Origin of the sequence: Algoriphagus winogradskyi (assembly GCF_900182815.1) — a bacterium.
GTDB classification, from domain to species: domain Bacteria; phylum Bacteroidota; class Bacteroidia; order Cytophagales; family Cyclobacteriaceae; genus Algoriphagus; species Algoriphagus winogradskyi.
The window spans coordinates 159,806-172,025 of record NZ_FXUA01000002.1 but is presented as its reverse complement, the minus strand read 5'-3'; the positions used below and the strand labels follow the sequence as shown (position 1 = coordinate 172,025).

At 38.4% G+C, this 12,220-nt stretch carries 15 protein-coding genes and 1 tRNA gene; 7 read left to right on the top strand and 9 right to left on the bottom strand.

Going from position 1 to position 12,220, the window contains the following annotated elements:
* Window positions 1-9: 9 nt before the first annotated feature.
* The 3 genes from QOL76_RS05115 to mutS all read right to left on the bottom strand — a co-directional run bounded on the left by QOL76_RS05115 (window position 10) and on the right by mutS (window position 3,669).
* Window positions 10-82: transfer RNA gene (locus tag QOL76_RS05115), tRNA-Gly, on the bottom strand.
* A gap of 137 nt (window positions 83-219) precedes the next feature.
* A complete protein-coding gene (locus QOL76_RS05110; protein ID WP_283411955.1) occupies window positions 220-1,017 on the bottom strand; it encodes a LuxR C-terminal-related transcriptional regulator in 798 nt (265 codons plus the stop codon).
* A 45-nt stretch (window positions 1,018-1,062) separates the two neighbouring features.
* Window positions 1,063-3,669 carry a DNA mismatch repair protein MutS gene (gene mutS / locus QOL76_RS05105; protein ID WP_283411954.1) on the bottom strand — a complete coding sequence of 869 codons (2,607 nt, stop codon included), beginning with the start codon at window positions 3,667-3,669 and terminating at the stop codon, window positions 1,063-1,065.
* A gap of 89 nt (window positions 3,670-3,758) precedes the next feature.
* Here mutS and QOL76_RS05100 point away from each other — a divergent pair, with 89 nt between their 5' ends.
* On the top strand, window positions 3,759-4,292 hold the full coding sequence (locus tag QOL76_RS05100) for an RNA methyltransferase (RefSeq protein WP_283411953.1): 534 nt from the start codon (window positions 3,759-3,761) through the stop codon (window positions 4,290-4,292).
* On the opposite strand, the gene QOL76_RS05095 is transcribed toward QOL76_RS05100, so the two are convergent.
* From QOL76_RS05095 to QOL76_RS05070, 6 genes are read right to left on the bottom strand one after another with little or no spacing between them, the layout of a single operon-like run.
* Window positions 4,289-4,702 carry a hypothetical protein gene (locus tag QOL76_RS05095; RefSeq protein WP_283411952.1) on the bottom strand — a complete coding sequence of 138 codons (414 nt, stop codon included), beginning with the start codon at window positions 4,700-4,702 and terminating at the stop codon, window positions 4,289-4,291. The genes QOL76_RS05100 and QOL76_RS05095 overlap by 4 nt on opposite strands.
* 26 nt (window positions 4,703-4,728) lie before the next feature.
* Window positions 4,729-5,184 (bottom strand): PaaI family thioesterase, encoded by a 456-nt coding sequence (locus QOL76_RS05090; RefSeq protein WP_283411951.1) that lies wholly within the window; start codon window positions 5,182-5,184, stop codon window positions 4,729-4,731.
* Window positions 5,185-5,188: 4 nt separating this feature from the next.
* Entirely contained in the window at window positions 5,189-5,782 is a 594-nt protein-coding gene (locus tag QOL76_RS05085) for a hypothetical protein (protein WP_283411950.1), read from the bottom strand.
* A 26-nt stretch (window positions 5,783-5,808) separates the two neighbouring features.
* Window positions 5,809-6,567, bottom strand: coding sequence for an SDR family NAD(P)-dependent oxidoreductase (locus tag QOL76_RS05080; protein WP_283411949.1), 759 nt, complete (start codon window positions 6,565-6,567; stop codon window positions 5,809-5,811).
* Window positions 6,568-6,621: 54 nt separating this feature from the next.
* Entirely contained in the window at window positions 6,622-7,155 is a 534-nt protein-coding gene (locus tag QOL76_RS05075; protein WP_283411948.1) for a YfiT family bacillithiol transferase, read from the bottom strand.
* Window positions 7,156-7,160: 5 nt separating this feature from the next.
* Complete coding sequence (locus tag QOL76_RS05070) at window positions 7,161-7,853, bottom strand: ComF family protein (protein ID WP_283411947.1); 693 nt, start codon at window positions 7,851-7,853, stop codon at window positions 7,161-7,163.
* Between the two features lie 81 nt (window positions 7,854-7,934).
* Between QOL76_RS05070 and QOL76_RS05065 the strand changes: the two genes are divergently transcribed.
* The 6 genes from QOL76_RS05065 (at window position 7,935) to mnmG (ending at window position 12,219) form a co-directional block, all read left to right on the top strand.
* Window positions 7,935-8,276 (top strand): carboxymuconolactone decarboxylase family protein, encoded by a 342-nt coding sequence (locus tag QOL76_RS05065; protein ID WP_283411946.1) that lies wholly within the window; start codon window positions 7,935-7,937, stop codon window positions 8,274-8,276.
* Between the two features lie 6 nt (window positions 8,277-8,282).
* Window positions 8,283-8,645 carry a hypothetical protein gene (locus QOL76_RS05060; protein WP_283411945.1) on the top strand — a complete coding sequence of 121 codons (363 nt, stop codon included), beginning with the start codon at window positions 8,283-8,285 and terminating at the stop codon, window positions 8,643-8,645.
* 3 nt (window positions 8,646-8,648) lie between these two features.
* Complete coding sequence (locus QOL76_RS05055; RefSeq protein ID WP_283411944.1) at window positions 8,649-9,410, top strand: exodeoxyribonuclease III; 762 nt, start codon at window positions 8,649-8,651, stop codon at window positions 9,408-9,410.
* Between the two features lie 33 nt (window positions 9,411-9,443).
* The gene (locus QOL76_RS05050; RefSeq protein WP_283411943.1) at window positions 9,444-9,845 is read left to right on the top strand and encodes an ATP-binding protein; all 402 of its coding nucleotides are present in this window, start codon (window positions 9,444-9,446) and stop codon (window positions 9,843-9,845) included.
* A gap of 3 nt (window positions 9,846-9,848) precedes the next feature.
* Entirely contained in the window at window positions 9,849-10,274 is a 426-nt protein-coding gene (gene ybeY, locus QOL76_RS05045) for an rRNA maturation RNase YbeY (RefSeq protein WP_283411942.1), read from the top strand.
* Between the two features lie 79 nt (window positions 10,275-10,353).
* A complete protein-coding gene (mnmG, locus tag QOL76_RS05040) occupies window positions 10,354-12,219 on the top strand; it encodes a tRNA uridine-5-carboxymethylaminomethyl(34) synthesis enzyme MnmG (protein WP_283411941.1) in 1,866 nt (621 codons plus the stop codon).
* Window position 12,220 lies beyond the last annotated feature (1 nt).

Below are 12,220 nucleotides of genomic sequence, written 5' to 3'. Positions count from 1 at the left end.
GGCTTTTTGAGCGGGAGACGAGATTCGAACTCGCGACCCCGACCTTGGCAAGGTCGTGCTCTACCAGCTGAGCTACTCTCGCGTTGTTAACTGAAACGTGATCCAGTTGAATTGTGGATGCAAAGGTAAGCGTCATTAATAAAATCGCAAGCATTCATTCGTTATTTTTTTCACACATTCTAAAAAAACTGGAGTTTACCGTTGATTTACAGACAAGTATCAAAATGGATAACTAGATAATATTTTTACCATTTCTCCCAAATTTCGGGCATTGAGCTTTTTAAGGATGTTTTTCCGATGAGTCCCTACAGTATTCACTGAAATATTTAAGTGTGCAGCAATTTCCTTGGACTCTTTACCATCCAGAATCAGATCAACAATTTCCTTTTCCTTTTTGGTGAGAGAAACCACACGGCTATTTGGAGAGTTTTTACTCACAAATACTCTTGTTTCATCTGCTTTTTGGTAGGAATAATTCCAATCGTACCCACCAGATTTAGGTGGATTGTGCATTTGCACTATGATATGCAAGTCCATCGCAAAATTCCCCGCTGAATCAATTAAATAAGGTCTTACTTTTCCCAGCATCCAAGAAATGGCCTTCGTCTTTCGATGAACCCAACGCGTGGTGTATGAAAATTCAAAGGTATGCTTCTCAGCCAAAGTGAGTTGATGGAAGTTATCGAAAACAATTTTCTGAAAGCGGAAAAGCTCCTCTCTATCTTCAGGATGTATCATTGCAAAGGAAGTTTCCATTCCTTGCGAACGAAACATAGCTGCTGGATAGCCTGTCAACTCCTCTACATTGCCCGTGAAAAAAGCCAAACTCAATTTTCTATAGTCAAAGCAGGCAATCGTAAGACCTTCCTGCATGCCAATATTCTGGCTCAATTGCTCGAGTTGCTCCATTTTATGGTCTTCTTCTGGATGGTCTTGAAACTCCTGCTCTTTCCACTCCTGAAAAAATTGAGTGTATTTATTTTGCTTCCGCAAATCTTTTAGCAATACTTTATCCATGAAAAAATCATTTTATTTTTAAGATAAGACACGAAAACAAACATCTTATGTTTCAATTTTCTTTTTGATCTCATGCAATTTTAAGAGTGCTTCAATCGGAGAAATTGCGTTAATATCTATTCCCTCAATCAGCTCTTTTGCTTCCTTCATCTTTGGATCCATCTCGAACATGCTTAGCTGATAATTATTTTTAGGAATGGATTTAACATTTTCCTTTTGCTCCGCCATAGCCTTGTCCTTCTCCAAGTGCGACATAATCTCAGCTGCCCTCAACACTATAGGATTAGGCATTCCCGCCATTTGGGCCACATGGATACCAAAGCTGTGCTCGCTACCTCCTTGTTTCAGTTTACGCATGAAAATCACCTTGTTTCCAACTTCCTTTACCGAGACATTGAAATTCTTGATTTTGGGGAAGTCAGAAGCCAATTGATTTAATTCATGGTAATGCGTTGCAAAAAGTGTCTTTGCCCGAAAGGTAGGGTGGTTGTGCAAGTACTCCACGATAGACCAAGCAATGGAAATCCCATCGTAAGTTGACGTTCCCCTTCCGATTTCGTCCATCAGAACCAGACTTCTATCTGATAGATTATTTAGAATACTTGCCGTCTCGGTCATCTCCACCATAAAGGTTGATTCTCCCTTAGAGAGATTATCCGATGCACCTACACGCGTAAAAACCTTATCGATAATACCTATTCTCGCGAAGGATGCAGGTACAAAACTACCCATTTGAGCCATCAGCACTGTGAGAGCCGTTTGACGCAACAGAGCGGATTTACCAGCCATATTAGGACCTGTGATAATCATGATCTGCTGAGAATCATGATCCAGATAAATGTCGTTCGGAACGTAATTTTCGCCTGGAGGCAGCTGTTTTTCAATTACTGGATGACGGCCATCTTTGATTTCAAGTGTTTCTGTTTCGGAAATCTTTGGTCTGCAATACCCGTTGGAAAGTGCAACTTGGGCAAAGGAAAGTAACACATCCAGTGTTCCCAGCACTCGAGCATTCTGTTGAATTTGCGTTACATATTGAGCGGTCTCTTGTACCAATGCCAAGAAAAATCGCTGCTCAATCGCAATCATTTTATCTTCTGCATTCAGGATCTTGTCCTCGTATTCTTTCAATTCTGGAGTGATGTATCGCTCCGCATTCACTAGCGTTTGCTTACGAATCCACTCCGCAGGAACTTTGTCTTTGTGAGCGTTACTAACTTCCAGGTAATACCCAAAAACCTTGTTGAAAGCAATTTTCAAAGAAGTAATTCCTGTTTTCTGAACTTCCCGCTGCTGGATTTGCACCAAAAAATCCTTACCTGTATTCGCTAGACCTCTATATTCATCTAATTCCGAATCTACACCGTCATTAATTATTCCACCTTGGTGAGTGAGCATGGGCGCATCTTCCTTGAGCTCTGTATTAATCTTTTCCAGTAAGAACTCACAAGGGTGCAGCTGATCCGAAAGCCTTTTAAGGGTAGGGTTCTTTTGGTTTTTTAGAAGCTCTTTGATCGGCTGAATGTTAATCAGCGCACGTTTGATCTGATTGATCTCACGGGGATTTGCACGACCTACAACTACCTTAGAAATCAATCGCTCCAGATCGCCGATATGCTTTAGTGGATCGACCATTTCTTCTATCAGAGCAGAATTTTGGTAGAAAAATTCGACTACGTTCTGACGCTCCACGATGGCTGCTTTCTCCTTTAGCGGTAGCACCATCCATTTTTTCATCATTCTAGAGCCCATGGGCGTCACCGTCTGATCCAGGATATTGATCAAAGGAATACCGCCTTCGTGCTGAGGGAAAACCAATTCTAGGTTTCGAATGGTGAATTTGTCCAACCAGACATATTTTTCTTCTGCTATTCTTGAAATAGAAGAAATATGCTGAATCTCCTTGTGCTCAGTTTCTTCCAGATAATACAAAATCGCACCCGCTGCTACGATCCCCATTTCCAGCTCTTCTACACCAAACCCTTTAAGGTTAGCAGTGCCAAAATGTGTCTTTAGTTTTTCATACGTGAAGTCATATTGATACACCCAATCCTCACAGTGAAATGTGATAAAATCATTCTTTAATAGGTCTGAAGCAGCTTTTTTAGCAGTTTTGGAAAATATAATTTCTGCTGGAGCAAAGCTTTGTATCAGTTTTTCTAGATAAGAAGCAGAGCCTTCCGCACACATAAATTCACCCGTAGAAAGATCCAGAAATGCGATTCCATGCTTGTCCTTTCCAAAATAAATTGAAGCGAGGTAATTGTTTTTTTTCGTGTCTAACACCTGGTCATTAAATGAAAGACCTGGTGTCACCAATTCTGTAACTCCACGCTTCACGATTCCTTTTACCGACTTTGGATCTTCGAGCTGATCACAGATAGCGACACGATTTCCTGCACGGACTAATTTCGGTAGATACGTATCCAAAGAATGGTGAGGAAAACCAGCAAGCTCAATATGAGATGCGGAACCGTTAGCTCTTTTGGTCAACACGATATCCAGAATTTTGCTGGCACGAACGGCATCTTCACCGAAAGTCTCATAAAAATCCCCAACCCGAAACAGCAATAACGCACCAGGATGCTTGGCTTTGATCGCATTGTACTGCTTCATTAAAGGCGTTTCTTTGCCGTCTTTAGACTTACTCATGGGGTATGCTTACTTTTGTACGTAATTTCGAAAATTCACTCTGGGAATAAAGTCGAAAATAAGCCATTCATAAAGCAGAACAAAAAAGCATGAAAAAATTAAGCATGGAAGAGCTCGAAAGAGTGTCAGTCGAGGAGTTTAAAGAAATGGATAAATCGCCTATTGTGCTCGTTTTGGACAATGTTCGCAGCTTAAATAACGTGGGTTCTGCTTTCAGAACAGGAGATGCATTTGGTGTAGAAAAAATTTACCTCTGCGGAATTACCGGTACTCCACCTCATCGTGATATTCAGAAAACTGCTTTGGGTGCAACCGAATCAGTGGAATGGGAATATTGTCTCAATACTATGCTGGCAATGGATAAATTAAAATCTGAAGGCTATCAAATATGTGCACTTGAACAAGTAGATCGCTCGGTGATGTTGAATGAATTTATTCCCGAAAAAGGAAAAAAATACGCGTTGGTGTTTGGAAATGAGGTTTTTGGGGTAGAAGAAGAAGTGCTTAATGCATGTGATGCGGTGCTGGAAATCCCACAATTGGGTACTAAGCACTCTTTGAATATTTCCGTTTCGCTAGGGATAGCGGTTTGGGATTTGATGGTGAAAATGGAGCAGTTTTAGTTTTTGGCGAAACGGTATCGAATACCAAAGGACCCTCGGAATAAGGAATCATCACTAAAACCTAAAATTGGAGCTCCTTCTATATGGAAGCCAAAGTCCTTTTGATCGAAAGGATAAATATTTAACCCCACAGGAATTACTATTCCATCAAAACTTCCAACTCTAAAACCAGCTCCTCCATAAAATTCAAAATTATCTTTCTTTTTAAAAATGTAGTTTGCTACAAGTTCTGCTGAAAGATCTTCAATATATTGATCAGTCCCCAATCTAAATTCAGGTATAAATTTCTCACCAAATTGGTAATTAACTCCTAAAAAAGGGAGGTTGCTTTGGTGGAAAGTAATGGTAGTTTGTGAAAATGCGACCGATGAAAATAGGCAAAAGCAGGCAATGAGTACAATTTTTTTCATTTGCTTAAAATTAAGTTGTCTAAAATCTAAAACCCGAGATCGCTGAGTTTTACATGCGTTTTGATCATGTTTGAACTGGCTTTAGCTACCAGCTTACCTGAATCTTTAGTGATAACGGCTTCCCAATGATTTAAGTTTGCACCAGAACGAATTAATTTAGCAGAAACTTCAAGTTTTTCACCAATTCTTGCAGATGACAAGAAATCAACGTTCAGATTGATACTGGTCATCAAAAATTCAGAACCCGCAGCAAAGTTTGCCATTCCGATCACGTCATCCATCATCAACGAAGCTACACCACCGTGAAGAATTTTGGCAGGGTTACTCATTGCTGCAGTGACCGTGTAAGATACTTTGATATAATCCTTTTCAATTTCCAGAAGCGTTCCTGCAAGCCAGTTTCCAGCCATATAGGGCATTTTATCTAACTTCTGACCAATTAATTTCTTGAATTCCTCTAGCTGTGGACTTTGGTTTTTCATAGGGTTATTCCCGTTCATTTATTAATCTAAAATAGTCTTCCAATATAGTTTTTACTGCTTGCTTTTCTTTTGGTTTTGCCCACAGAGACCCCCAACCCGAACCATGATAGATTTCAAATTTAGCTTCATCTAATATCCAGGGCTCGAGATCTCTCACATACGTTAGAAAATCAGAATTATTACTGTTTTGAAACTGAAACATTTTCTCCTTTCCTGCCTTGGAAGCTCGGATTTGCAAAGGCCACTCTAGATTAACAGGTTCTAGATATAAATATGCCTCATCTTTTTGGCTATTGAGAATTATCACTAAATCCAGCAAGGGGTCAGCCTCAGAAACTTCTCTATTCCCATGACGAAAAAGGACCATTCCCGCATCTGATCTATTTTCTCTATCATATTTAATTGCTCGCACATTCAAAAAATAAAGACGACTGGAAGAGGTCATTCGAAATGTGAGATCATCTCCAGTGTTATTTGCTCTTTTTGAATTGAAAAAGGAAAGCAACAGCACCAAACCAATTGAGATCAGTCCAAAAATCTTTAGAATCTTGACTAATTCTGGGGTAAATACTTCGTTGGGTTTTTGCCGCTGGGGCATAGGATTTCACTTTAGTGACTATATAACTAATGTACATACGAACCAGCATTGATATCAATGCTAGCCCCTGTAGCATGATCAGCAAGTCCAGAACAAAGAAGTGTCACCATGGGAGCAATATCTTCCGGCCTAGTTAGATCGGTTAAAGCAATGTCATTCAGTGCGAACTCTTCTCCATATTCAGCCAGGATTTCATCTGCCATATCCGTTCGAGTGAATCCCGGTGCGATAAGAAACGCTTTGATTCCTTGCTTCCCATAATGTCTGGCGATTGATCTTGTCAAACTTACAATGGCACCCTTGGAGGCTGCGTAAGCTATGTAATCTGTTGTATCACCACGAAAAGCTGCTCTCGATGAAATATTTACAATTCTACCATTTTGATTTTTCAGAGCGTGATCTACAAATTCTTTACAAAGAATACCTAGCGCAGTTGTATTAACCTGAATAGTTTCTTGCCAAACTTTGACCCAATCCTCAGTAGGCAAATTATCCGGAGCGGAGCGGGAGATTCCCGCATTATTTACCAATCCCGAGATCTCTCCATATTTTTCAATCAATTTTGGGATAAAGCCAACGACTTGATTAATATCTGAAAGATCGCATAATTCAATATAAGATGGGTTTGATAACTCACCTTTGAGCTTTTCTGCTTCACTAGCATTCCTATTACAATGAATAATCACTTCAGCTCCGGATTCTGAAAGTTGTTTTGCGATAGCTCTACCAATACCTCTGGATGCTCCAGTGACAAGTATTCGTTGATTTTTGAGAGAAATATTCATATTAGAAATTACTAGGCAAAATGCTTCTTATGGGTGATTGTAAAATCAGGTTTGTTACCATTTTTCACGAATCATCAAATGCTGAATATGTGCTAAATGGTGCTGTGAATGCCACTGATACATAAGCGTAACTTCGGAAAGAGGAACTGTAGATTGTGATTCTGGGTGAAAATACGTTTTCTCAAAATCCTGAGCTTGCATAGATTTAAGTACGATTGCCCATTTCAAATGAATTCCTTTGATAAGCGTGAGTGACTCTGACACCGGAAGGGAGTAATCTTCTAATTTGGCCCATTCAGCTTCATCGTAAGGCTTAATAGTTGGATTTACTTCTGTTAGCGCCAATTTAAAGCGAAGTAGCGCATTCATATGGCTATCAGACAGGTGATGAATCAATTGCCTTACAGTCCAGCCGCCCGGCCGATATGGGGTGTTTAACTGTTCTTCAGAAAAACCCTGTACGGTTTCTTCCAGGTACTGAGGAAACATTCCTAAGTATGTAATTGCCTCCTCTAAATTTTGATCTAAAATCAATTCAGGCTTCTGAAATTTGCCTATAGGGTACTTTAATAATTCGATATCAATCATAGTAATTATCCTCCTGCTGCGATAGTAACCAAATCTACATTTTTTGCTCCGTTCGCCAAAAGTACATTTGCACACGCACTCAATGTAGCACCAGTCGTCATCACATCGTCAACTAATAAAATAGATTTACTTGTAATACTAGAATAAGGTGCAATCTGAAAAACATCATCTACATTATACATTCGTTCGAGTCTAGATTTTTGGGTTTGTGTCTCGGTAAATTTTCCACGGACAAGAGAAAGTTCAAACTTAACAGATAAGGCTTCTGAAAGACCAAGCCCAAATTTTTCACTTTGATTATATCCTCTTCGGCTTTGTTTCAATGGATGCAATGGCACAGGTACAATCAGGTCCCAAAATCTAGAAAATCCATTCTCATTTAGAATTTTTCCATACATTAACCCCAATTCTTGGCCCAGTTGAGGCTTATTTCTATACTTCAGCTGATGCAGAAGTTTTTGGCTACTTCCGCCTTTGGTAAATTTCAGAAAGGCCATCACCATCCCGACGGTACTCAATCCTTTTACCTTATCGCACAAATCATTATCAATAGGTCTCAAATGATAACTTGTGACAGGAAGAGTACCCTTACAAACGATGCAGAGATTCTGCTCGGAGTCATAAAGAGATCTTCCACACATTAGGCAATTGCGTGGGAAAACTAAATCCAAAAAATCTTTTACAAAAAATAAACGCATTGTGAAAAAGGCTTGTTCCTATCTGCCAAGGGCAAATAGTGGTATATTTGCTACTTAATTCTTTCCTAAACAGTTAAGTTAATGAATCTCATAGAAGAATTCAACGAGTACCGCAGTCAGATGAATACAAAGATTTTGGCTGAAGACAATAAAATAATCAAGCGTTTATTTAATCTTGACACTAATGCTTATGCTGAAGGATCGGTAGATGTAAAGTCAAAAGAAATGATTGGACTAGCTTGTTCTATGGTTCTGAGGTGCGATGACTGTGTAAAATACCATTTAGGAAAGTGCCATGAAGTTGGTTTAACGAAAGAGCAAATATTTGAGGTATTTTCTATTGCATCACTTATAGGCGGGACAATAGTTATCCCACACCTAAGAAGAGCTGCAGAATATTGGGAAACACTTGAAAATCAATAATTTACAATGTTTAAACGCGATCTAGCATTAGAAAAACGTTGGTCCAAACTATTGGAAGGGCTAAAAGAAACCATAGGAAAAAAACCTGCGGACTTAAATGGCGTACTCTTTCTTATTGGAGTTCAAGAACTTGGTCAAGGCAATAGGATATTTAGTAAGGAGCAAAAGCAAGATTTGATGCATATCGCTGTTTGCAAGGTGCTGAGCTATGACGGTTTTTATGAACTTGATTATGTAGATCAAGATGGATGGCCGCATTGGAAATTAGTAAAAGAGCTTCCTCATTTTGATTTGTTGGATCAGGAAAAGCTTTTAAAGATTCAGGTATTGGAATATTTTGAAAAAGAATATGAAATAATAATTGATTAAATCGTGAAGATAGTATCGTATAACGTAAATGGCATACGTGCCGCAATGAACAAAGGATTTGTAGATTGGCTAAAGCAGGTAAACCCAGACATAATTGGTTTACAGGAGGTTAAGGCCAATTTAGAACAAATAGATGCGAGTATTTTTCACGATTTAGGCTACGAAATCTATTGGTACCCAGCTTTCAAAAAAGGATATAGTGGAGTGGCAATATTGACTAAAATAAAGCCAAAATCTGTAAAGCTTGGAATGGATATTTCCAAGTATGACGAGGAAGGAAGATTACTTCAAGTAGATTTTGAGGATTTCTCATTCTTAACTGCCTATTTTCCTTCTGGTACAACCGGGGATATCAGACAAACATTCAAATATGAGTTTCTTGATGACATATATGGATACATGCAGGATTTAAGAAAAACTAATCCAAATTTGATTTTAAGTGGAGACTATAATATTTGTCACAAGGCAATAGATATCCATAATCCGAAGTCAAATAAAAACACCTCTGGGTTCCTACCCGAAGAAAGAGCATGGATGGATAAATTCACAGAATCAGGGTTTATTGATAGTTTTAGGACATTTAATGATCAGCCAGATAATTATACCTGGTGGAGCTACAGAGCAAATTCCAGAGCAAAGAATCTAGGATGGAGAATAGATTACCATATGGCAACTGAACCAATGAAAGAGCGTCTTAGAAGTTCAACCATTTTAGCTGATGCAAAACATTCAGATCATTGTCCAATATTACTAGAAGTAGAATAAAACAGCAGATACTACTCATTGAAAACAATTATGATGAAAAGCATAAAAATTTCCATTCCATCTCTCATTGAGAATATAAAAATAATTGAAAGTTTCATCGACAACGCTCGAGAAAACTTCGAGATCAATGATGATATCTACGGTAATATTATGATATCAGTGACTGAGTGCATCAGTAATGCCATCATCCATGGAAACCAAGGGGATAAAAACAAACTGGTACATTTGGAACTAGCATTAGAAGATGAATTGCTTTTGTTCACCATTCAGGATGAAGGAGATGGATTTGATTACAATGAGCTAAAAGATCCGACAGCACCCGAAAACATTGAAAAACCTGGAGGAAGGGGAATTTTCCTAATCAAACACCTATCAGATGATGTGAAGTTTGAAGAAAATGGAACCAAGACGGTTTTATCATTTTATATGAACTAAACTATGCCGATAAATTTCTTTGCAGAAGAAGTCCCTTTTTCCTTGAAAGAAAAGAGAAAAAGAAAAGATTGGTTAAAAAAAATTGCAGAATCTGAAAACCACAAAATTGAAGATCTCAATTACGTGTTTTGCTCTGATGAATATTTACTCAACATAAACCAAGAATATCTTGATCATGATACATATACGGATATCATCACCTTTGATAATTCTGAAGAAGAAAACATTATAGAAGGAGATATATTTATAAGTATAGAGAGAGTAAAAGAAAATTCAGCAACACATAAAGTAAAAGAAGAAAGAGAGTTGAGTAGAGTAATTAGCCATGGGCTTTTTCATCTCCTAGGCTACAAGGACAAAACAAAAGCAGAGGCCATCATGATGAGAAGTAAAGAGGAGTTTGCTATAAAATTATTCGAAGAGATTTAAACGTTCCACGTGAAACAGTATTTTCCAAAAGACGAAATACATTCATGTTCCACGTGAAACAGTACAAAAATAGGATACGATGTTTCCAATATATGATGTCATAGTAGTAGGAGCAGGGCACGCAGGTTGTGAGGCAGCACATGCCGCTGCACAAATGGGCTCAAAAGTACTACTATGTACAATGAACATGAACACAATCGCTCAGATGTCATGTAACCCAGCAATGGGTGGTGTTGCAAAAGGGCAAATAGTGCGAGAAATTGATGCACTAGGAGGAATGTCGGGTATTATATCCGACAAATCTATGATTCAGTTTAGGATGCTAAATAGATCAAAAGGACCTGCTATGTGGTCTCCAAGATCTCAGAATGACAGAATGAAATTCGCTGAAGAATGGAGACTCGCCTTGGAACAAACTCCTAATGTGGACTTCTGGCAAGAAATGATCACTGGACTACTAGTGAAGAATGGCGAACTAAAAGGAGTCAGAACTAGTATAGGACTAGAAATCCAAGGTAAAAGTGTCGTACTAACTAATGGAACATTCCTAAACGGACTAATACATATTGGCGAAAAACAATTTGGGGGTGGAAGAACTGGTGAAGCAGCTGCGCGAGGTATAACAGAGCAATTGGTGCAATTGGGGTTTGAATCAGGAAGAATGAAGACTGGCACACCACCAAGAGTAGATGGAAGAAGTCTTGATTATTCTAAAATGGAAGTTCAACATGGAGACGAAAACCCAGAGAAGTTCAGTTATTCTGATAAAACAACAACTCTGAAAGAGCAAAGAACTTGCTGGATTACCTATACGAATAAAGATGTACACTCAAGTTTAGAAGAAGGATTTGACAGATCTCCCATGTTCAATGGAAGAATCCAAGGACTAGGTCCAAGATATTGCCCATCTATTGAAGATAAAATCAATCGATTTGCAGAAAGAGACAGGCATCAAATCTTTGTAGAACCTGAAGGATGGAACACTGTAGAAATGTATATAAACGGCTTCTCCACTTCACTACCTGAGGATGTACAATTCAAGGCTTTGCGAAAAATTTCGGGCTTTGAAAATGCAAAGATGTTTCGTCCAGGGTATGCAATTGAGTATGATTATTTTCCACCAACTCAATTGAAACTAACGTTAGAAACTCAGTTAATCGAAAATCTTTATTTCGCAGGACAGATTAATGGGACAACTGGATATGAAGAAGCTGCTTCACAAGGATTAGTTGCTGGAATAAATGCCAGTCTCAAAGTGCAGGAAAAGGATCCATTCTTATTAAAAAGGTCAGATGCCTATATAGGAGTTCTAATTGATGACTTAATAAATAAAGGCACAGATGAGCCGTATCGAATGTTTACTTCGAGAGCAGAATTTAGACTATTACTTCGCCAAGATAATGCAGATCTAAGATTGACTCAGAAAGGACATGATATTGGACTAGCTTCTGACGAACGTTTGGCCAAAATGAATACCAAAAAAGAAGAAACAGCAAGACTTATCAACGACCTTAAACAGAAAAAACTATCTCCAGTAAGTATCAATACTGGTTTGGAAGAATCTGGTACAGCAATTATCAAGGAAAAAATAACTGCAGAAAAACTTCTCAAAAGACCTCAAATAGGACTTAAAGACCTCAAATCTTTTAATCCAGAAATAAATGAATACCTATCTAACTATTCTATAGAAGTACTAGAACAAGCAGAGATCCAAATCAAATACGATAGTTATATAGAAAAAGAACAGCAAATGGTAGATAAGTTGAGTAACATGGAAAACTTCAAAATTCCATTGAATTTCGACTATAAAGCTATACCCGCCCTTTCGACAGAAGGAAAACAAAAATTGACTAAAATAAGACCTGAGACGATGGGTCAAGCTTCCCGAATTAGCGGAGTGACACCAGCAGACTTATCAATAATCACTGTTTACCTTGGAAGATAAA